The 21,018-nt window shown below is 71.7% G+C and carries 19 protein-coding genes; 10 read left to right on the plus strand and 9 right to left on the minus strand.

Annotated features, from left to right (window positions below; translation table 11 throughout):
• Positions 1-36 precede the first annotated feature (36 nt).
• On the plus strand, positions 37-609 hold the full coding sequence (locus tag ABGB14_RS26525) for a TetR family transcriptional regulator (RefSeq protein ID WP_347646518.1): 573 nt from the start codon (positions 37-39) through the stop codon (positions 607-609).
• Between the two features lie 9 nt (positions 610-618).
• A complete protein-coding gene (locus tag ABGB14_RS26530; protein ID WP_347646519.1) occupies positions 619-1,404 on the plus strand; it encodes a phosphotransferase in 786 nt (261 codons plus the stop codon).
• Between the two features lie 7 nt (positions 1,405-1,411).
• On the opposite strand, the gene ABGB14_RS26535 is transcribed toward ABGB14_RS26530, so the two are convergent.
• Genes ABGB14_RS26535 through ABGB14_RS26550 form a run of 4 tightly spaced genes read right to left on the minus strand, consistent with a single transcriptional unit; the run spans position 1,412 to position 5,187 of the window.
• The gene (locus ABGB14_RS26535; RefSeq protein ID WP_347646520.1) at positions 1,412-2,236 is read right to left on the minus strand and encodes a class II fructose-bisphosphate aldolase; all 825 of its coding nucleotides are present in this window, start codon (positions 2,234-2,236) and stop codon (positions 1,412-1,414) included.
• A gap of 13 nt (positions 2,237-2,249) precedes the next feature.
• Positions 2,250-3,179, minus strand: coding sequence for a 1-phosphofructokinase family hexose kinase (locus ABGB14_RS26540; protein WP_347646521.1), 930 nt, complete (start codon positions 3,177-3,179; stop codon positions 2,250-2,252).
• Entirely contained in the window at positions 3,176-4,312 is a 1,137-nt protein-coding gene (nagA, locus tag ABGB14_RS26545; protein ID WP_347646522.1) for an N-acetylglucosamine-6-phosphate deacetylase, read from the minus strand. Before nagA ends, ABGB14_RS26540 begins: the two co-directional genes overlap by 4 nt.
• The gene (locus tag ABGB14_RS26550; protein WP_347646523.1) at positions 4,309-5,187 is read right to left on the minus strand and encodes a sugar isomerase; all 879 of its coding nucleotides are present in this window, start codon (positions 5,185-5,187) and stop codon (positions 4,309-4,311) included. Before ABGB14_RS26550 ends, nagA begins: the two co-directional genes overlap by 4 nt.
• 129 nt (positions 5,188-5,316) lie before the next feature.
• On the opposite strand from ABGB14_RS26550, the gene ABGB14_RS26555 reads away from it, so the two are divergent.
• A complete protein-coding gene (locus ABGB14_RS26555; RefSeq protein ID WP_347646524.1) occupies positions 5,317-6,087 on the plus strand; it encodes a DeoR/GlpR family DNA-binding transcription regulator in 771 nt (256 codons plus the stop codon).
• A 77-nt stretch (positions 6,088-6,164) separates the two neighbouring features.
• Positions 6,165-7,898: a glycerol-3-phosphate dehydrogenase/oxidase gene (locus ABGB14_RS26560; protein WP_347646525.1), complete on the plus strand. Its 1,734-nt coding sequence runs from the start codon at positions 6,165-6,167 to the stop codon at positions 7,896-7,898.
• Positions 7,899-7,902: 4 nt separating this feature from the next.
• On the opposite strand, the gene ABGB14_RS26565 is transcribed toward ABGB14_RS26560, so the two are convergent.
• Positions 7,903-10,035: a beta-propeller domain-containing protein gene (locus ABGB14_RS26565; protein ID WP_347646526.1), complete on the minus strand. Its 2,133-nt coding sequence runs from the start codon at positions 10,033-10,035 to the stop codon at positions 7,903-7,905.
• 32 nt (positions 10,036-10,067) lie between these two features.
• Positions 10,068-12,221, minus strand: coding sequence for a serine/threonine-protein kinase (locus ABGB14_RS26570; protein WP_347646527.1), 2,154 nt, complete (start codon positions 12,219-12,221; stop codon positions 10,068-10,070).
• A gap of 129 nt (positions 12,222-12,350) precedes the next feature.
• On the opposite strand from ABGB14_RS26570, the gene ABGB14_RS26575 reads away from it, so the two are divergent.
• A complete protein-coding gene (locus ABGB14_RS26575) occupies positions 12,351-12,944 on the plus strand; it encodes a TetR/AcrR family transcriptional regulator (protein WP_347646528.1) in 594 nt (197 codons plus the stop codon).
• A 5-nt stretch (positions 12,945-12,949) separates the two neighbouring features.
• Complete coding sequence (locus ABGB14_RS26580) at positions 12,950-13,687, plus strand: MBL fold metallo-hydrolase (protein WP_347646529.1); 738 nt, start codon at positions 12,950-12,952, stop codon at positions 13,685-13,687.
• Positions 13,688-13,694: 7 nt separating this feature from the next.
• On the opposite strand, the gene ABGB14_RS26585 is transcribed toward ABGB14_RS26580, so the two are convergent.
• Complete coding sequence (locus tag ABGB14_RS26585) at positions 13,695-14,435, minus strand: N-acetyltransferase (RefSeq protein ID WP_347646530.1); 741 nt, start codon at positions 14,433-14,435, stop codon at positions 13,695-13,697.
• 78 nt (positions 14,436-14,513) lie between these two features.
• Here ABGB14_RS26585 and ABGB14_RS26590 point away from each other — a divergent pair, with 78 nt between their 5' ends.
• Together ABGB14_RS26590 and ABGB14_RS26595 are read left to right on the plus strand one after the other, a co-directional pair.
• Positions 14,514-16,007: a DUF885 family protein gene (locus tag ABGB14_RS26590; protein ID WP_347646531.1), complete on the plus strand. Its 1,494-nt coding sequence runs from the start codon at positions 14,514-14,516 to the stop codon at positions 16,005-16,007.
• A 52-nt stretch (positions 16,008-16,059) separates the two neighbouring features.
• Positions 16,060-16,881 (plus strand): SDR family NAD(P)-dependent oxidoreductase, encoded by an 822-nt coding sequence (locus tag ABGB14_RS26595; protein ID WP_347646532.1) that lies wholly within the window; start codon positions 16,060-16,062, stop codon positions 16,879-16,881.
• Here the strand turns inward: ABGB14_RS26595 and ABGB14_RS26600 are convergent.
• Positions 16,872-17,810, minus strand: a complete 939-nt coding sequence (locus ABGB14_RS26600) for a hypothetical protein (protein WP_347646533.1) — start codon at positions 17,808-17,810, stop codon at positions 16,872-16,874. The genes ABGB14_RS26595 and ABGB14_RS26600 overlap by 10 nt on opposite strands.
• A 96-nt stretch (positions 17,811-17,906) precedes the next feature.
• Between ABGB14_RS26600 and guaA the strand changes: the two genes are divergently transcribed.
• Positions 17,907-19,454 carry a glutamine-hydrolyzing GMP synthase gene (gene guaA / locus ABGB14_RS26605; protein ID WP_347646534.1) on the plus strand — a complete coding sequence of 516 codons (1,548 nt, stop codon included), beginning with the start codon at positions 17,907-17,909 and terminating at the stop codon, positions 19,452-19,454.
• A 374-nt stretch (positions 19,455-19,828) separates the two neighbouring features.
• On the opposite strand, the gene ABGB14_RS26610 is transcribed toward guaA, so the two are convergent.
• Complete coding sequence (locus ABGB14_RS26610) at positions 19,829-20,221, minus strand: hypothetical protein (RefSeq protein WP_347646535.1); 393 nt, start codon at positions 20,219-20,221, stop codon at positions 19,829-19,831.
• A gap of 119 nt (positions 20,222-20,340) precedes the next feature.
• Between ABGB14_RS26610 and ABGB14_RS26615 the strand changes: the two genes are divergently transcribed.
• Positions 20,341-20,817 carry a hypothetical protein gene (locus ABGB14_RS26615; protein WP_347646536.1) on the plus strand — a complete coding sequence of 159 codons (477 nt, stop codon included), beginning with the start codon at positions 20,341-20,343 and terminating at the stop codon, positions 20,815-20,817.
• Positions 20,818-21,018 lie beyond the last annotated feature (201 nt).

The following is a 21,018-nucleotide window of genomic DNA, read 5'->3' on the forward strand; positions in this document are numbered from 1 at the left end:
CTTCAAACATAGTACTACAAATGGAGTGATGTCAAAATGGTCAGGCAGAACGTCGCCCGGCGGGCGGCACTGGTCGATGCCGCGATCGAGGTGCTGGCCGAGGAAGGGGCCCGCGGGCTGACGTTCAGGGCGGTGGACGCCCAGGCCGCCGTGCCGACCGGCACCGCGTCCAACTACTTCGCCAGCCGCGACGACCTGCTGACCCAGGCGGGCGGCCGGATCTACGAGCGGCTGCAGCCCGACGCCGCGACCATCGCGGCGAGCCTCGACGGGCCGCGCGACCGCGGCCGGGTGACCGCGCTCATGCACGAGCTCGTCGACCGCATCTCGGCGTTCAGGTCCGGCTATCTGGCGCTGCTGGAGCTACGGCTGGAGGCGACCAGGCGGCCCCGCCTGCGCGAGGTGCTGACCGAGCGGATCCGCGCCGACGTCGAGGCCAACGTGCGCCATCACCGCGAGGCGGGCCTGCCCGGCGACGACACCACCGTGGTGCTGCTCTACCTGGCCCTCAACTGGCTGATCGTCGAGCGGCTGACGCTGCCGGACGTGTTCGGCGAGGGGGAGGTGCACGCGCTCGTGAGCGCCGCCGTCGAACGGCTGCTCCCCTAGCATGCGGGGATGGCTGATCATCGGCACACGCACGAGCTCGTCCAAGAAGGCGATCTCATCACCAAGCGGTACGTGGACGGCAAGCCGGGCGCGGGCGAGCGCGAATGGCGGGCGCTGACCCTCCTGGCCGAGCACGCTCCGGGGCTGGCCCCCGAGCCCGTGGCCTTCGACGGCCGCTCGGTCACGATGACCAGGATCGACGGGCTGCCGATGCGCGGGATCGAGGTGCGGGCCGAGCACGTCGCCGCCATGGCCGAGGCGCGCGCCCGGCTGCACGCCGCCATCCCGTACGGAGTCCTGCGGGACGTTCCCGTGCGCCCGTGGTCGAACACGGCGGTCGCCGACTGGATCAGGCGACGCGCCGCGGCCTGGCAGCCCAGGGGACCGCTGGACGGCAAGGCCGTCGACGAGGGATCGCGGTGGCTGGAGAGCTGGTCGCCGGGCGAGTCGGGGGTCACGCCCGCGTTCGGCGCGGGAGACGGCAACCTGGCCAACTTCCTGTGGGACGGTTCCCGCGTCCGCCTGGTCGACTTCGAGGACTCCGGGCGCAGCGACGTGGCGTACGAGGTGGCGGAGGTGGCCGAGCACGTGTCGATGTGGGTGGACGGCGAGGTGGAGATCGCGTCCGCGTTCGGCCTGAGCCCGCAGGAGGAGCGGCGGACCCGCGAGCATCGCAGGCTGCACGCCCTCATGTGGTTGTTCCTGCTGTCCCGCGACTCCCCCGACTCGCCGCGCAACCCGCCCGGCACCTTCGAGCGGCAGGCCGAGCGGGTGCTGGCGCGGCTGGGAGCGTGAGCGCGCCTCAGCCCGTGAGCACGCCCAGCAGGTGCGTGACCTCCCTGGACACCGCGTCGCGCCCGGCCTTGAGATATTTCCTGGAGTCGACGACCCGCTCGTCGTGGGCCAGATAGTCGCGGACGGCGCCGGTGAACGCCTTGTTCAGGTGGGTCGCTATGTTGATCTTCTTCATGCCCTTCCCGACGGCCTCGCGCAGCACGTCGTCAGGCACCCCCGACGAGCCGTGCAGCACCAGCGGCACCGGTACCGCGGCCCGCAGCTCGGCGATGAGCTCCAGGTCGAGCACCGCGTCCTTGGACGTCATGGCGTGCGAGGTGCCCACCGCGACGGCCAGCGCGTCGACGCCCGTCCTCGCCACGTAGTCGACGGCCTCATGGGGTTTGGTGCGGGCGCCCGGCGCGTGCACGCCGTCCTTGCCCCCGACCTCGCCCAGCTCGGCCTCCACCCACACGCCGCGCTCATGGCACCAGGCGGCCACCTCGGCCGTGGCGGCGACGTTCTCCTCGTCGGGCAGGGCCGAGGCGTCGTACATCACCGAGCCCAGCCCGAGCTCCACCGCCTCCTCCACGAGCGCCCTGTCGGTGGCGTGGTCCAGGTGGACCGCGACCGGCACCTCGGCCCGGCGGGCGACCGCGAGCGCGGCCAGCGCGACGGGCTCCAGCGCGCCGTGGTAGCGCACGCAGTTCTCGCTGATCTGCAACACGACCGGCAATCCCAGCGCCTGCGCGCCGGCCACGATGGCGGTGGCGTGTTCGAGCTGGATCACGTTGAACGCGCCCACCCCTGCGGGCGACTGGCTGACGATGTCGCCGATGGCGGCGAGGGGCATGGCACGTGCTCCTTTACGTGATGATGATCTTCGATTGGATGTCGGCGTACACGTCGGGGTCGAAGTCGCCGGCCACGGGCGCGGCCACGGCCGCCGCGCCCAGTGCCGCGGCCCGCCTCAGCCTGTCCGGCCACGGCGCCCGCTCCACCAGCCCCAGCGCCAGCCCGGCGACCAGCGAGTCGCCCGCCCCGGTCGGATTTCCCCCCACGGTGTACGGCATGCGAGCCCTGAACGTTCCCTCCCCGGTGACCGCCAGCAGCCCGCCCGCGCCCATGGACACCACCACGGCCTCGGCCCCCCGCTCGCGCAGCGCCTGGGCGCTCTCGGCGGGGTCGCCGCCGGGCACCGCCCTGGCCAGCTCCTCCGCGTTGGGCTTGACGACGGAAGGGCGGCCCTCGGGCGCGTGGCGCAGCGGCTCGCCGTCGGCGTCGACGATCGCGGGCACGCCCTTGCCGGCCGCGATCGCGGCGAGGGCGGCGTACGTGTCGAGGGGCACGCCGCGCGGCAGGCTCCCCGACAGGACGACCGCGTCGGCGGCGGCCACGAGCGGCTCGTAGCGCCGCACGAAGCTCTCCAGCTCGCCGGGGGTCACCTCGGGCCCGGGCTCGTTGAACAGCGCCGTACGTTGTGTCCCGGCCTCGCCCGCACCGGCGGGTGCCTCCGTGACGGCCAGGGTGGTGCGGGAGTCGGCGGCGATGGGGGTCAGGGCGCTCGGCAGCCCGGCCGCGCGCAGATCGCCTTCGATCGCCTGCCCCGTCGGCCCGCCCGCCAGGCCGGTGACCAGCACCTCGTGGCCCAGCGTCGCCAGCACGCGGGCCACGTTGACACCCTTGCCGCCGGCCCGCCGGTGCACCGCGCCGACCCGGTTGACGCCGTCCCAGTCGACCTCGGGGAGCCGGTAGGTCACGTCGAGCGCGAGGTTGAGCGTCACGGTGAGGATCATCCGGGCTCCGTCACCCAGACGCCGTCCTTCATCACTCCGCTCACCTCCAGCGCGTCGGACATCACCACCAGGTCGGCGGCCTTGCCGACGGCGATCGAGCCGATCCGGTCGGCCAGGCCGAGCACCCGCGCGGGCGTCAGCGAGGCCACCTGCACGGCGTCGGGCAGCGACATGCCCACCTCCCGCACGCTGCGCCGGAACGCGACGTCCATGGTCAGCGTGGAGCCCGCGATCGAGCCGCCCTCGACGAGCCTGGCCACGCCGCCGTCCACGCGCACCGCCATCGAGCCGAGCACGTAGTCGCCGTCGCCGAGGCCGGTGGCCGACATCGCGTCGGTGATCAGCGCGGTCCGGCCGGGGCCCGCCACCTCGTAGGCCAGCCGCAGCATGGCTGGATGCACGTGCACGCCGTCGTTGATCAGCTCGATCGTCACCCGCTCGTCGTCGAGCAGCGCGGCGATCGGCCCGGGGGCGCGGTGCCCGAGCGGCGGCATCGCGTTGTAGAGGTGGGTGGCCACGCTCGCGCCGGCCTCGATGCCGGCGATGGCCTGGTCGTAGCCGGCGTCGCTGTGGCCCACGGCGGCGATCACGCCCTCGGAGACGGCCAGCCGGATCGTGTCGAGCGCGCCGGGCAGCTCGGGCGCGATGGTGACCATGCGCACATGGCCGCGCCCGGCCTTGACCAGCTCGGCGAACTCCTGCGGCGAGGGCTCGCGCAGCAGCGCGGGGTCGTGCGCGCCGCAGCGGGCCCTGGAGATGTAGGGGCCCTCGAAGTGGATGCCGGCCAGCAGCCCCTCGTCGCAGAGCTCGGCCAGCGCCGACGCCGCCCTGAGCAGGTTGTCCGGGGTCTCGGTGACCAGGCTGGCCATCGTGGTGGTGGTGCCGTGGCGCCGGTGCAGCGCCACGGCGTCACGGGCCCGGTCGAGCTCGCCGGCCGGGAAGGAGCCGCCCGCGCCGCCGTGGTTGTGGATGTCGACGAATCCGGGCACGACGTGCTTCCCGCCCACGCTCAGGCCGGGACCGGGGGCGGATCCGTGGCCGACATGCGTGATGCGGCCGTCTTCGATGGTCAGCCACCCCTCGTGAACTCCCGCGGGTGTCACGATCCTGGCGTCGGCAAGAGTAAGGCTCATGGAGACAGAATCACAGATCGCGTGAGGTGCATGGGTTCGTCGGGGTTCAGCTGCTGGGCGAACGCGCGCGCGACGGCCACCCGCTGGGCGCGGATCAGCTCGGCCATGGGGTCGAGCCCGCTCTCGAAGAACGTGCCGCCCGCCTGCTCGACCTGCTCGCGCAGGCCGGCGGGCGCGGTGCCGAGCATCCAGGTGACGCGCCCGGGGCCGGCGATGCTGATCGGGCCGTGCCGATATTCCATCGCCGGGTACGCCTCCGTCCACGAGCGGGACGCTTCGCGCATCTTCAGCGCGGCCTCCTGGGCCAGCCCGACCGTCCAGCCGGCGCCGAGGAAGCTGAACTGCTCGGCCTTGACCAGCTCGTCGGGGAGCGGCGCGGCCACGGCCTGCCCGGCGTCCTCGATCGCCTGGGTGAGGTCCTCGCCGAGGCTGGCCCGCAGCAGGGCCAGCTGCGTGGTGGCGAACCTGGTCTGCACGACCGAGCGCTCGTCGGCGTAGTCGAGCACGACGACCTCGCCGGCGGCCCGCATGATCGGCGTTTCCGGGTCGGCGGTGATGGCCGTGGTCTTCGTGGCGGGGCTGGTGCGGGCGAGCAGCTCCAGCACCTCGGTGGTGGTGCCAGAGCGGGTCAGCGCGAGCACGCGGTCGTACGAGCGGCCGGAGGGCGCCTCGGAGGCGGCGAAGGCGTCGGTCTCGCCGTGCCCGGCCCGCTCCCGCAGCGCCGCGTACGCCATCGCGATGAACCATGACGTGCCGCAGCCGACGACGGCCACCCGCTCCCCGTGGCGCGGCAGCGCGTCGGCGGGAACGTTCGCGACGGCGCGGCGCCAGCAGGACGGCTGGGACGCGATCTCGGCCTCGGTATGGCTGGTCACCACGTGCCTCCCCATGATTGATTATTTCTGCGTTTTTTATACCAGGTAAGAGCATAAACGGACACTGGTGGCTCCGGCTCTCCAGGGTGTGCGACGCTTGCTCCTGACCTCGTCCATCAGGGAGGCCCCGTGTCCCGCTACGACCGCTGGAACGCCATCCTCGAACTGCTCTCCCAGGAGGGCAGGCTGTCGGTGGAGGAGGCGTCGCAGGCCCTCGACGTCTCCACCGCGACCATCCGGCGGGACTTCGACCAGCTCGCCCAGCAGCAGATGCTCATGCGCACCCGGGGCGGCGCGGTGGCCCAGAGCGTGAGCTACGATCTGCCGCTGCGCTACAAGACCGCCCGGCACGCCGACGAGAAGCAGCGCATCGCGGCCGCCGCGGCGGAGTTCGTGACGCCGGGCGGCGTGGTGGGGCTCAACGGCGGCACCACCACCTCCGAGCTGGCCCGCACGCTCGCCACGGCGCCCGCGCTGGAGAGCGGCTTCACCATCGTCACCAACGCGCTCAACATCGCCGCCGAGCTCACCGTCCGCCAGCACGTCAAGATCGTGGTGACCGGGGGTGTGGCCAGGCAGCAGTCGTACGAGCTCATCGGGCCGCTGGCGACCGGGGTGCTGGAGCAGGTGACGCTGGACGTGGCGTTCCTCGGGGTCGACGCGCTGGACATCGGGCTGGGCGCGTCGGCGCACCACGAGGGCGAGGCGAGCGTCAACAACCTGCTGATCAGCCGCGCCGGGCAGGTCGTCGTGGTGGCCGACTCCTCCAAGGTGGGCAAGCGGGCGTTCTCCCGCATCTGCCCGATCGCACAGATCGACACACTCGTCACCGACGCCCAGCTCTCCGACGATCTGGCCGGTGAGCTGACAGAGGCGGGGGTAAAGGTCGTACGCGCCTGACCCGCTCAGGCGTTACAGGATGATGTCGGTGAGGGTAGGAACGGGACACAGGCGACAAAGCCATCCCAGGGGGAAATATGGCGTCGGGAAGGACTGTGGCCCGTCTCGGGCCTGCCGAGCGCGCCGAGGCGCTGGAGAGCATGGCCGCGCGAGAGCTCGACGTGGTCGTGGTCGGCGGGGGCATCGTGGGAGCGGGGGTGGCTCTCGACGCCGCCACCCGCGGGCTCGACGTGGGGCTGGTCGAGGCCCGTGACTTCGCCTCGGGCACCTCGTCGCGCTCCTCCAAGCTCATCCACGGAGGCCTGCGCTACCTGGAGCAGCTCAACTTCGAGCTGGTGCGCGAGGCCCTCCAGGAGCGGGCGCTGCTGCTGCAGCACATCGCGCCGCACCTCGTCAGGCCGGTGCCGTTCCTCTTCCCGCTGACCCACTACGCCTGGGAACGGGCCTACGTCGGCGCCGGCGTGGCCCTCTACGACACGCTCGGCTTCGCCTCGGGGCTCGCCCGCGGCGTGCCCGGCCACCGGCACCTGTCCAGGTCGCGGGCGCGGCGACTGGCGCCCGCGCTGAAGAAGAGCGCGTTCACGGGCGCCATCCAGTACTGGGACGCGCAGGTCGACGACGCCCGATACGTGATGACCATGCTGCGCACCGCGGCCACCTACGGCGCCCACATCGCGCCCAGGGCGCAGGTGGTGGGGTTCCTGCGGGAGGGGGAGCGGGTCACCGGCGTACGCGTGCGCGACCTGGAGAGCGGCGAGGAGTTCGAGATCCGCGCCCAGCAGGTCGTCAACGCCACCGGGGTCTGGACCGACGACATCCAGGAACTGGTCGGCGGCCGGGGCCAGATCCACGTACGCGCCTCCAAGGGCATCCACCTCGTGGTGCCGCGCGACCGGATCCAGTCGCTGACCGGGATCATCCTGCGTACGGAGAAGTCCGTGCTCTTCGTGATCCCCTGGGGACGGCACTGGATCATCGGCACCACCGACACGGAGTGGACGCTCGACAAGGGCCACCCGGCCGCCTCCAGGGCCGACATCGACTACCTGCTCGACCACGTCAACGCCGTGCTCTCCGTGCCCCTGAGCCGCGACGACGTCGAAGGCGTCTACGCGGGGCTGCGCCCGCTGCTGTCGGGCGAGTCGGACGAGACGTCCAAGCTGTCCAGGGAGCACGTGGTCGCCCATCCGGTGCCGGGCCTGGTGATGACCGCCGGCGGAAAATACACCACCTACCGGGTCATGGCGCGGGACGCGGTCGACGCCGTGGCGCACGGCCTCGACCAGCGGGTGCCCCAGTCGTGCACCGACCGCATCCCGCTGGCCGGCGCGGAGGGGTACCAGGCGCTGTGGAACTCGCGGCACCGCATCGCCCACACCTCCGGGCTGCACGTGGCCAGGATCGAGCACCTGCTGCAGCGCTACGGCTCGCTGATCGACGAGGTGCTGGAGCTGATCGAGCGTGACCCGTCGCTGGGCAGGCCGCTGAGCGGGGCCGACGACTACCTGCGCGCCGAGATCGTCTACGCCGCCACGCACGAGGGCGCCCGGCATCTCAACGACGTGCTGACCCGGCGTACGCGCATCTCCATCGAGACCTTCCACCGCGGCGTGGCCGTGGCGCAGGAGTCGGCCGAACTGCTCGCCGAGCCGCTCGGCTGGGACGGCGAGCAGGTCAAGCGGGAGGTGGGATATTTCACCAAACGCGTGGAGGCCGAGCGCCGCTCCCAGGAACAGGACTCCGACCAGGAGGCCGACGCGATCAGGCTGGGCGCGCCGGAGATCGTCCCCGTGGTCGCGCCCGAGTCCTAGCCGGTCAGCCCGTCGGGATCCACGCCTGCTCGGCGAGCGTGGTGGCGTCGTTGACCTGCACGCCCTGCGGGGAGACCGTCCACAGGGAGTCGCCGATGACCACCGAGCGCTGGATGCCGGGCTGGAAGCCGCGCTCGTTCTCCTCGCGCTGCGCCGGATGCCTGATCATGCCGAGTTTCGACACGCCCGAGTCGTCGATCTTCAGCGCGAGCGCGCCCGACTCCCCTTCGCTCCTCAGCGGGATCACCGCCAGGCCGGTCCTGGGCCAGTAGAGGAAGGCGTGCGGATCCCACTCGGCCTCGGAGCCCGAGTCCTTCTGGAACAACTGCGACAACCTGCGCGGTGAGGCGGGGTCGCTGACGTCGAACAACGACACCTGCGTGCCCTGCGTCCTGCCCTCCTCGTTCGCCTCCTGGCCGATGCCGATCAGCCGGCCGTCGCCGGCCGGGTGCAGGTAGGCGGAGTAGCCGGTGATCTTCAGCTCGCCGGTCACCTTGGGCGCCGCCGGGTCGCGCAGGTCGAGCGTGTAGAGGGGATCGACCTGCCTGAACGTGACGGCGTAGCCGACGGGGCCGATGAACCGGACCGAGTAGATGCGCTCGCCCTTGCCGAGGCCGCCGACCTCGCCCCTCTTCTCCATGGTGGAGGCGTCGAGGACGTGGACGGTGCTCGAACTGCTCTGGCCGTCCCCGGAGTTGAGCGTGGTGGCGACGCGGAGATGGCCTTCGTGCTCCGACAGCGAGTACTGGTTCAGCAGGCGTCCCGCAACCTTCCCCGACGCCACGTAGGCGGGCGGGCCCGGCTTCGAGACGTCGAACCGGTGGATCTGCGTCTCCTCGGGCGGGAGCGTGGGCGTCGGCCGGGGCACGGGAGGCGACGTCGCCGTGACCGTCATCGTGGTCGGCGGGACTTCGACCACGGATCCCGTCACGGCGGGTTCGCTGGGGGTGGGCTCCTCGGCCGGGGCCACGCCGCGCGAGGTGGCGGAGGCGTCCGGCGAGGTCGTGCGGCCAGGCGGGGTGGCGGGGTCAGGGGCGGCGGGGTCAGAAGAGGGGGTGGAGGAGCCCGGCGAGCTGGTGGGAGCGGGCGAGGCGGGGGCGCTCCGCGAGGTGGTGGGGGCGACCGGCAGCGGGCGGAACGGCATGCCCCACCAGAGCGGGTTGCTGGCCACGTAGAGGCTGCCGCCCGTGCCGTACACGATGTCGCCGTCGGCCGCCAGGGCGATCGGGTCGGTGCCGGCGACGCCCCGGGCCAGGTCGATGGTGTGCACGGTCAACATCGAGGTGCCGGTGTAGTCGGCGGGGTGGCTGACCCGGTCGCACGCGACGGTGCTCTCCTTGGCCGTCCCCGAAGCATCCGTGATCTTGATCTTGGGCAGCCAGGCCTCGGCCGGCGCCTTGCGCACGGCCTCCTGGTTCTGCTTGACGCGCTCGGCCTCCGGGATGTCCCCCCGTCTGACCTGCGGGAACGTGATGTCCGGCTGGCTGCGGGTGACGAGCCTGACCGTCGAACCGACCATCCTGGCGTCGACGTACGTGCCCTGCGGCTCGACCGTGCTCAGCACCTCGGGCTCGCCGGCCAGGTCGACCAGCACGTACCGCGTGTCGCGCGGCGGCCCGAAGGATCGGTGCACGGCGCCGCCGCCGCGCATCATGACCAGCGCGCGGTCCCCGGAGATCAGCAGGTCGGCGGGGACGCCGGGCCCGTCGCCGCCGGTCAGGTCGAGGGACTCGGTGACCTTCCTCGTGGCGGTGTCGATGATCCGCAGGGTGCCGTCCGTGACCGTGACGAGCCGGTCGCCGTCCGTCTTGACCAGGTCGGGCTCGTCCACCCCCGCCTCGTGCACGTTGGTCGTGGAGTGCTCGGAAGTGTCGGCCCCGGTGTCGGCTCCGGTGTCGGCTCTCGCCTCCGCCCTGGCGGTCATGGGCATGACGTTGCCGAAGCCGTACGGGCCGACGTTCCTGGCGGCCTGCTCGCGCAGGCCCGCGAGCAGGTCGTCGCATCCGGTGTAGGCCACCAGGCGGACGGCGCCCAGGCCCGTCCTGCTCGGCGGCGCCCCTTCCGGCGCGGAGGCGCAGGCGGCTGCCGCCGTCGCCAGCGCCGTGGCGGTCACGACCGTACGGATCAGCGTCTTCATGCCCTCCATCACGGTTGTGCGGGCAGGATGGTTCAGGAGACTCTGTCCGGATTGATGGTGAACGCCGGGCTGAAGTTGATGTCGTCGGGCACTTCCAGCAGCTTGCGCAGCAGTTTCCCGCTGAAGTCGATCACCTGGACCTCGTCGTTGGCGGCGTTGTCCTGCTCCCAGCAGTAGAGGTGCTTCTCGTCGTAGAAGCCGAGCACCTTGTCGCAGTCGGAGGAGAACTTGCGCAGGCGCTCGCCCGACTCCGAGTCCCAGATGCAGTGGTCCCCGCCACCGCCGTTGGGGCAGTCGGTGACGAACGCGCGGCCCGAGGGCGAGAAGATGTCCTGCGTGCCGGCCGACATCGTGCCGATGCCGGGGAACGAGCGGGTGGCCTTGCCCTCGGAGTCGAAGAAGCGCAGGCCCTGGTTCTTCTCGTCTCCGTAGACGTTGACCGTGCCCTCGTCGGCGCCGTCGAAGCCGAAGGCGGTTTCGCGGATCGAGGTGTCGGCCACGTCGATGGTGGTGGTCTTCTTCGTGGCCACGTCGATGATGGTGAAGCCCAGGTGGAGCCAGTCGTCGCCGTTCTTCTTCTCGGTGTTCAGCAGGATGCGCTCGCCGTCCTTCGACCAGGCCCTGATGGTACTGATCAGGGGGTCCTTCACGGTCTTGATCGTGGAACGCTCGCCGGAGTCGCGGTCGGTGATGACGATGAAGTCGAAGTCGTCGGAGCTGTAGCTCCTGCCCCGGTGCGCGAGGTGGCGGCCGTCGGGCGAGACCATCGACTCCCAGTTGCCGGCGTACTTCGTGAACGAGCCGTGCAGGGAGTTCCTGGCGTAGTCGATCCAGTCGTCCTTCTTCTCGTCCTTGACCTCGTAGGAGGTCAGGAAGATCGCGTCGGCGCGGTTCTCGTACAGGTGGATCTCGCCGCCGGGAAGTCGCGTCTTCGTGCCGGTGGGCGGCACGGCGACCCGCGTGGTGCCCGGCGACGGGTCGCGCGTCGCGGTGGTCCGCGACGGCCCGGGGGTCCTGGTGCGGGACGGCTCGGCGAGCGAGGCCTGGTTGACCTGGATGGTCACGACCACGCCGGCGAGCAGCAGCAGGGCGACCGCCACCGTGACGCCGACGATCAGCGCGGTCCTCTTCCTGCGCTGAGGTCGCGTGGCGATCTGCTCCTGCCACGCCGGTGACCAGGGCCCGGGAGGGTGCGGGGGCGGCACCGTGGCGGCGTGTGGTCCGGGCGGCGCGACGGGGCCGTGCCCGAAAGGCGGCCCGGAGTGCGGCCCGGAGTGCGGCGCTGAGTGCGGCCTGGAGGGTTGTCCTCGGTGATGGGCGAAGGGCGGCTGGGGCGCGGCCTCGGCGGCGGCCTCGGCGAGGATGCCGGCGTTGGGCGCGGGGCGCTGCAGCAGCCGCATGATGACCTGCTCCGCGGTCGGCCGTTGCGCGGGGTCCTTGACCAGGCACGCGACCACCACGTCGCGCAGCTGGCCGTCCAGCATGCCGAGGTCGGGGTGCTGGTTGAGCACGCGGTTGATCACCGCGGGCATCGTGTCGCTGCCGAACGGAGCCCGGGCGGAGGCGGCGAAGACCATCGTGCTGGCCCACGAGAACATGTCGGCGGCCGGCCCGGCGGTGTGGCCCATGATCTGCTCGGGCGCCATGTACGCGGGCGTGCCCACGATCGTGCCGGTGATCGTCGCGGTGGCGTTCAGCGCCCTCGCGATGCCGAAGTCGATCACCCTGGGCCCGTCGGCGCCGATGATCACGTTGGCGGGCTTGAAGTCGCGGTGCACGATGCCGGCCTGGTGGATGGCGGCCAGGGCGGTGGCGGTGCCGATGGCCAGCCGGTGCAGGACGGAGCCCGAGCGCGGCCCCTCCTCCATCACGACCTGGTGTAACGACGGTCCTTCGATGAACTCGCTGATGATGTAGGGGCGCTCCTGCTCGACGCCGGTGCCGAGGACGGCGGCGGTGCAGAACGGCGCTACCTGCTGGGCCACCTCGACCTCGCGCAGGAACCGCTCGATGCTCACCTGGTCGCCGGCCAGGTCGGGACGCATCCACTTGACGGCCACGCGGGTGCCCGACGGGTCGCTGGCGAGGTAGACGACGCCCTGGCCGCCCTCGCCTAGCCTGCCGGTGAGATCCAGGCCGCCCAGCCGTGGCGGATCTCCGGGTCGTAGCGGAGCGATGGATGCCATGGGGGAATTGTGTCCCCATGCCATGCATCGGCAAAAACTACCAGTCGGTAGCGATACCGAATCTTCTTCCTCCCGGCACCGGCGTCCGGCGGGGCGCCGCCTTCCCGCTCCTGCGCATACGCTGTAAACGTGACGGGTGCTGGCACGGCCGAACGCATCGTGACCGTCGCGCAGCGCATCCTCCACGAAGAGGGCGCCGCCGCGGTCAGCATGCGGCGCGTCGGCGACGCCGCTGGCATCACCGCCATGGCCATCTACCGGCACTACCCCAACCGGGACGCGCTGCTGCGGGCCGTCGCCAACCGGAGCGCGAGCGAGCTGGCCGCGGAGTGGCGGCGGCGATCCCCCTCGGGGGATCTCCTGGAGCGGATCTCGGCGGCGCTCGACGACTTCCTCGACTTCGCGCTCGGCAACCGGCACCTGTACCAGTTCCTGGTCCTCGACGCGTGGACGGGGGCGCGCCGCTTCCCCGACGACTTCCGCGACGGGCAGGGGCCGCCGTTCGCCGTTCTCGTGGAGCTCGCCGAAGAGGGCATGCGCACGGGGGTGTTGCGCGAGGACGACGTGCTCGAGACCGCGCTGACCGTCTCGTCGTGCACGCAGGGCCTGGTGCAGCAGTTCCTGAGCGGCCGCATGGGGATGGACGAGGACGACTTCCGCGCGCTCTGCCACCGGTCCATGTGGCGGATAATCGAAGGGCTGGCTCAGAACGTGGACAGGTGACGGCCATGGAGATTCGATACGCAGGAGGGCCGACGGCGGTCCTGGAGATCGGCGGGGTGCGGCTGCTGACCGATCCCACGTTCGACCCGCCCGGCGACTACCCGATCGGCGATCGGAAGCTCGCCAAGACCGTGGGGCCCGCCTTCGCCGCCGAGGAGGTCGGCCCCGTCGACGCCGTGCTGCTCTCGCACGACCAGCACCCCGACAACCTGGACCGCTCCGGCCGGTCTCATCTGGCGTCCGCGTCACTGGTGCTCTCCACCGAGTCGGCGGCCGAGCGACTGGGCGCGCCAGTGCGGGCGCTGCCCAACTGGACGTCCGTCGAGGTCGGGGCCGTGCGCGTGACCGGGGTGCCGGCGCAGCACGGGCCCGACGGGACCGAGCACCTGGTGGGCGAGGTGACCGGGTTCCTGATCGAGGGCGAGGGAAAAACCGTCTACGTGAGCGGCGACAACGCCTCACTCGACGTCGTGCGCGAGATCGCCGGGCGGACCGGCCCCGTGGACGTCGCGGTGCTGTTCGCCGGCGGGGCCAGGACACCGCTGGTGGACGGCTACCTGACGCTGTCCAGCGCCGACGCGGTCACGGCCGCCGAGATCCTCGGGGCGGGGCATGTGGTGCCGCTGCACTTCGAGCACTGGGCGCACTTCACCCAGGGCAGGGACACGGTGGAGCGGGCGTTCGCGGGATTCGGCGACCGGCTGCGCCTGCTCGCCCCCGGCGAGCGTACGCGCCTTGCCTGACCTCGCGCTACAGCGGGTGCCTCACCCAGACGTTCGGCTCCACGTAGACGGCGTGGTCGTGCTCCACGTCGCAGCGCACGGGATTGAGCGCCCCCGGCACCTCGACGGGCCCCGTACGGTCGAACGGCAGGCCGGTCCACCCTCGCCACTCCGCGAGCGTGCCCGCGATCACCATCGAGCGCGGCGCCACCTTGACGATCTTCCCGCCGGCCCGCACGTGCACCCGTAGCCAGGCGTCATGGGGCAGGCCGTCGGGGCGGGTGCGGAAGGCGTACTCGCTCATGGGGGTGTGGGGTTCGAGGTGCTTGAGGTTGGGCCTGACCGGCGCGACGAGCTCGTGGAAGCCGCGGTCGGCGGCGTGGCGGCGCATCGCCGCCACCATCGTCGAGGAGAGCCCCGTGCCCTGCAGGTCGCGCCGCACGGTGATCTCCAGGGCGGAGACGGCGTCGGGCCTGGTGCCGCGGTCGCGGGCCAGCCGGCCCGAGCGGATCACGGCGTCCCAGCCGTCGTCGGGCAGCTCGGGCCCTTTCGCCACGAACGGGATCATGCACGCCCGCGCCACCAGCCGGCCGGGTTCGGCGTCGTCGTCGGCCACGAGCACGTAGTCGGCGTAGGTGGTGGTGGCGACCGCGTAGAACAGGTCGGCGATCGGGTCGTTGAGCATGAACTCCTGCCACGTATGGTCCATGTCCCACAACGCCGACGCGAGCTCCGGACGCTCCGCGAGCGTCGTGATCTGGAGGGCCATGCGGTCCAGTTTCGCACCCTGGTCCACAGGGACGCGCGCCATTAATCCGGGCAAAAGTTGTGCGCTAGCGTCGGCGGCATGACCGAACTTGACGCCAGGTTGAGAGCCGTCGCCGACCTGATCGTGCCCGAGGCGCGCGAGGGCGGCGGCAGGCACGAGTACGACGGCCGGATCCAGGACCTGTCACCCGACGGAGTACGCGCCGGACTGGCCCGGCTCGGCGAGGGAGCCGCGCCCGCCGACCCGCACGACGCCAGGCACCTGGAGGTGTTCGAGGAGGGCCTGCGCACCCAGCTCGGCGAGCTGGCCCTGCACCGCAGGAACCCGCTGCTCCACCTCTCCAACCTCGACCTGGCGTGCTACGACCGCGACTACGCCCCGGCCGGCGACCGCGTCGCGGCCAAGGCGGCCCACCTCGCGCTCTGGCCCGAGGCCGTGAGCAACGCGCTCGACGCGCTCGACCAGGTCCCGGCCCCCGTCGCGAAATCCCTGGCGAGCACCGCCAGGGGCCTGGCCGCCGGGGTCACGGACGAGGTCGCGCTGCGGGCGCACGGCAGGCTCGTCGCCCACATCGAGAGGGCGGCGGACGAGGGCGACCCCGACGCGGCGCTCGGCGGCCAGGCCCTGGCCGGCCTCATGGGCACTTCCGAAGGGCTCCCCGTCGACCTGGGCAGGCTGGCGGAGCGGGCCGACGCCGAGCGTGACCGGCTCATGGCGCTGCTCGCCGAGTCCTGCGCCAAGCTGGGGGAGCGGGGCCGCCCGCCGCTCGACGTCGTACGCGAGCTGGTCAAGGACCATCCCGACGCCGACGGCGTGATCGAGGCGGCCAGGATCGGCACGGAGAAGGCCATCGCGTTCACCCGCGAGAAGGACCTCGTGCCCTACCACGACGGCGAGTGCCTGGTCGGGCCGGCACCCGAGTCGCGCCGCTGGGCGATGGCCATGATGTCGTGGAACGCGCCCGGCGAGCCCGAGGGCCCGTCCTGGTACCACGTCACGCCGCCCGACCCGAGCTGGCCACGGCAGGACCAGGAGGAGTGGCTGGAGGTCTTCAGCCGCACCACGCTGCCCGCGATCAACGTGCACGAGGTCGCCCCCGGGCACTTCTCGCACGCCAGGGCGCTGCGGCGGGCGCCGTCGGAGGTGCGCAGGCTGCTGCAGTCGACCGCGTTCATCGAGGGCTGGGCCCACTACGCCGAGGAGCTCTGCGTCGAGGAGGGCTTCGAGGCGGGCGACCCCCGCTTCGAGATCGGCGTCTGGCTGGAGGCGCTGATCCGCGTCACCCGGCTGGCCTGCGCGATCGGCGTGCACACCGGCCAGATGACGGTCGAGGAGGGCGCCAGGCGGTTCGCGTCGGACACGCACCTGGCCGGCCCCGCCGCGACGGCGGAGGCGGAACGCGCGTCGTTCGACCCGACGTACGGCCGCTACACGTGGGGCAAGCTGCTCATCCGCGACCTGCGCGCGCAGGCCCGCAAGGAGTGGGGCGCCGGCTTCACCCTGCAGCGCTTCCACAAGTCGCTGCTCGATCTCGGTTCGCCGCCTCTGGGCTTGATCGGAGGCATCCTGTAGCGTCTGGTGATCCGGAGCACCCTGCAGTGCCGGTCGCTGAGGAGGTCTGTCCGTGCGCGAGCTCTCCGGCAAGGTCGCCGTGATAACGGGCGCGGGCAGCGGCATCGGGCGGGCGCTTGCCCTCAGGTTCGCGGCCGAGGGCATGACGCTGATGCTCGCCGACGTCGATCACGGGGCGCTCGCCGAGACGGCCGCGCAGGCGGGCGACGCCGAGGTGCTCACGCAGATCACCGACGTGTCCGACGCGTCCTCCGTACGCCACCTGGCCGACCGGTGTTTCGGGGAGCTGCGGGCCGTACACGTGTTGTGCAACAACGCGGGCGTCTTCCAGGGCGGCCACCTGTGGACCCGCGGCGAGGAGGACCTCGCCTGGCTGCTCGGGGTGAACCTGTGGGGCGTGCTGCACGGCATCCGCGAGTTCGTGCCGCGCATGATCGAGCAGGACACCGAGGGACACATCGTCAACACGGTGTCCGCGGCCGGGCTGTTCACCACGCCGGGGACGGGCGGCTACTCGGTCGGCAAACACGCCGCGCTGGCCGCCTCCCAGGCGCTCGCCCACGACCTGGCCGATGCGGGTTCCAAGCTGCGCGTGACCGCGCTCTGTCCCGGCGCGGTCAGGACGCGCATCGCCGACTCGGCGCGGCTGCGCCCTGCGAGCCTGGCCACCATGCCCTGCCGGGACGAGGCGGCCGCGCAGGAGGCGGTGAGCAGGGCGGTCGAGCGCGGCATGGAGCCGTCCGAGGTCGCCGGCCTGGTGGTGGACGCCATCCGTGACGAGAGGTTCCTGCTGCTGACCGACCAGGAACACGCCGCGCGGTTACGCCTGCAGACCGAGACGCTGCTCAGCGGGCGGCTGCCGGTTCACCACTGACGTTCGTGGGCCAGCACCCGTACCACCGTGCCGCTGCGCGGCCTGACCAGCAGGCGTACGGAGTCGCCCGGCAGCACGTCCTGGTAGACGCCCTGCTTGACCCGGAACGCGACGGCCGTCTCCGAGCCGCCGTCGTGCACCGCGATGTGGTAGGTGTTCTCGCCGTCCGTGTGAACCTCGACCCAGCGCTTGACGACGTGGCCGCTGAGCTCCTGCCGCTTGGGCCCCTGCGCGACGGCGGCCGCCGGCACGATCTCGACGCCGCGCCAGCCGCTGCCCGTGAAGATCCATTCCTGCTGCGGGTTCGCCTCCACGTGCCCCGGCCCGGCGACCTCGCGTCCGGCGGGAGTCAGCAGGAACCCGCGGCCCGCCAGGAGCAGCCCGGGCCCGGCCACGAACGACACCATCGTCGCGATCATCCCGGGCCACGACAGGCCGGCCGCGGACACGGTGGCGAACCACGGGACCACCAGCCCGCAGGCCAGCAGCACCGGAACGATCATGCTCGACCAGCGCCGCCGCGCCAGCCCGAGGTCGATGGCGCACTGCCGGACCAGGGGGAGGAACTCGCGGTCGAGCACCTGCCCGTCGGGCATGAGCGCGATCACCGGGGCCCGCGGAGCCCCGCCCATCCGGGTGCTCACCTGATCGAGCACCCACTGCTCGTACGGCCGGAGGTGCTCCGCCCGCCGTGGCGTCAGCGACAGCCGGTCGCCCTCCACGACGGCCCACCCGCGCCCGGCCAGCTCGAACAGCGCCGAATGGAACACGTCCTGCACCCGCATGCCGCGTAAGAGCTCCGCCACGGGGGCGGGCGCCGGATGGCGCGGCTCCCGCTCCGGGGTCCTGTCGCGACCGGACACCTTGAAGGCGGCGGCCAGGGTGGCGACCCAGAGAGCCCAGGTCGTCGCCGGCCAGACAAGATCCATTGTTCTGTGTTAGCACGAGAGCGGGAGCCAGGCCAGGCGTAATGCACAAGGCCGATAGACTGTACTCACCGCGTTCCGCCTTCTGGAGGGTCTTCAGTGTCTGAATTCGACACGGTTCTGGTGGTCGACTTCGGCGCGCAATATGCGCAGCTCATCGCCAGGCGGGTGCGCGAGTGCCACGTCTACTCCGAGATCGTCCCCTCGTCGATGCCCGTCGAGGAGATGATGGCGAAGAATCCGAAGGCGATCATCCTGTCCGGCGGCCCCTCCTCGGTCTACGCCGACGGCGCGCCGCCCGTGCCGCACGGGCTGTTCGCGACGGGCGTGCCCACGTTCGGCATCTGCTACGGCTTCCAGGCCATGGCGCGGGCGCTGGGCGGCGAGGTGGCCCGCACGGGCGTCGCCGAATACGGCGGCACCGCGCTCGAGGTGCTCCAGGAGGGCGTCATCTTCGCCGGCCTGCCGAGCGCCCAGAAGGTCTGGATGTCCCACGGCGACAGCGTGGCCAGCGCCCCCGAGGGGTTCACGGTGACCGCCTCGACGAGCCAGACGCCGGTCGCCGCCTTCGAGCACCCCGAGAAGGGCCTCTACGGAGTGCAGTTCCACCCGGAGGTGCTCCACTCCGAGCACGGGCAGGCGGTGCTCAGGCACTTCCTCGAGGCGGCCGGCTGCCGCCCGTCCTGGACCATGCTCAACATCGTCGAAGACTCCGTCGAGGCCGTGCGCCGCCAGGTCGGCGACGGCCACGCGATCTGCGCGCTGTCGGGCGGCGTCGACTCGGCGGTGGCCGCCGCCATCGTGCAGCGCGCCATCGGCGACCGGCTGACCTGCGTCTTCGTCGACCACGGCCTGCTGCGCAAGGGCGAGGCCGAGCAGGTCGAGCGCGACTTCGTGGCCGTCACCGGCGTCAAGCTGCGGGTCGTTGACGCCGCCGACCGCTTCATCAAGGCGCTGGAAGGCGTCACCGACCCCGAGGAGAAGCGGAAGATCATCGGCCGCGAGTTCATCCGCGTCTTCGAGGACGAACAGCGCGCCATCATGGCCGACAAGCCCGTGGAGTTCCTCGTCCAGGGCACGCTCTACCCCGACGTGGTCGAGTCGGGCGGCGGCACCGGCACCGCCAACATCAAGTCCCACCACAACGTCGGCGGCCTGCCGGACGACCTGCGGTTCACTCTGGTGGAGCCGCTGAGGGCGCTGTTCAAGGACGAGGTCCGCCGGGCCGGCGAGGAGCTCGGGCTGCCCGCCGCCATGGTCTGGCGCCAGCCGTTCCCCGGCCCCGGCCTGGGCATCCGCATCGTCGGAGAGGTGACGCGCGAGCGCCTCGAACTGCTGCGCGAGGCCGACGCGATCGCCCGCGAAGAGCTGTCCAGGGCGGGCCTCGACCGGCAGATCTGGCAGTGCCCCGTGGTGCTGCTGGCCGACGTGCGCTCGGTGGGGGTGCAGGGCGACGGGCGCACCTACGGCCATCCGGTGGTGCTGCGCCCGGTGACGTCGGAGGACGCCATGACGGCCGACTGGGCGAAGGTGCCCTACGACGTGCTGTCCCGCATCTCGACCCGGATCACCAACGAGGTCCGCGAGGTCAACCGCGTGGTGCTCGACGTGACCAGCAAGCCCCCCGGCACGATCGAGTGGGAGTGACGCTTTCCGTCCGCGGCGGTTCCGCGGGACCATCCTTTACGGCACGGCCAAGGTCACCCGCCCGCCGCACGTGGCTGAGCGCCTCCAGGGAGACGCCGTCTGACCCGCGCGTGGCGGGCCGCCGCGACGGCGCTCCCTTGACCGTCCGAGCGGTGAAGCGTTGCCCCGAGCCGCCCGGAAGAGACGGGGCAGGAGGGGACGCGGGTAGGGGAAGACCGCCGGTCAGCGTGTCGTCCGGGTCCAGCGCCGGCTTCGATGTGCCTGCGCACCGGGGTGGCCGGTCGGAGAGAAGCGTGGAACGGCGTTGAGCCCCGGCGCTTGTGTGCTCTCAGGGCTGGTGCCGGCCGAACCTGTCTGTGTCGGGGACCCGTCAATCACCCGGTGAAGCGGATCGTGGCGCCCTTGCTGGTGATGGCCAGCACGCGGAAGGAGAGGGTGTTCTTGCCGTTGCTCTGCATGTTGCCCCGAGCCCCTTCACCCAGGGAAGTCGTCAAGCCGGGGGCCCGCACCACGACCATGTCCTGGTTGAAGATGCCGCCGACGAACTCCTTGGAGACGTACACCCTGGAGAAGCCGTAACGCTTCGCGGAGATGCGGAAGCTCACCTTCTTCGAGAACGTGAACTTGCACTTCCCGTCGTAGCAGCCGCGATAGCTGGGCTTGGCCGTGGCGGCGGCGGGGGTGGCGGCCACGGCGGGCGTCACGACCATGGCGCACGCAAGGGTCAGGGCGCTGATGGCCTTCCTGTGCATGGTCTTACCTTTCATCGGTTTCACGGCATATCGCCGCAGGGGTGGGATCTTTATATCGGGCATCCGGCGGGAGGGGTCCCGACATCGCGGTACGACACTGGTGCTGATGTCGTCGCGCGAGCGAGGGAGCAGAGATGCCAGGCGTACCGACCAGGCGGATGGCGCTGGTGAGCGCGGTGACCGTAGCCGGACTGCTCACCGGCTGCGGTTCCCCGGCTGAGAGGACGGCCACGCCGGCGACGTCGCCGCCGCCTTCCGCTCCCGAGGCGAGTCCCCCGTCCTCCACCCCCTCCCCGTCAGCGACCCCGACGGCGTCGGCGCTCCCGAAGGCCAGGAACGGCACGAAACTCCGGGCGTGCCGGGACGCGAAGTGCGAGGTGCTCATCTCCGACGGGCGCACCATTAGGCTGGACGACAAATGGGGCTTTATGCCCATCAACGTCACCGTCGAGGACGACTCGGTCACCTTCCACGCCTCCACCGCGTCCGGCATGCAGGTCACCATGTCCGAGCAGACACCGGACCAAGGAGGCCCCAGCACCGTCAACGACGTCAGCTTCGAGGTGCTGGCGGTCAAGGGGAGGAAGGCCGTCATCAAGATCACGCATTAGGAGCGGTCACCAGGCGTCGAAGACGTGCAGCAGGCTGTACGTGACCCACCGCGACGACCGTCGGAGGACAGACCATAGGAAGCTTTCGATCGACGCGACCCCCGTACCTGCGGGATCCAAGACCTGCCGGGTACAGCTGGCTGTACCCGGCAAGCTCCAGCGCGCGGGATCGTTCGAGGGTGGGTCCGGACGACATGCTTG

It is taken from the genome of Nonomuraea sp. B10E15, assembly GCF_039871615.1.
GTDB lineage: Bacteria > Actinomycetota > Actinomycetes > Streptosporangiales > Streptosporangiaceae > Nonomuraea.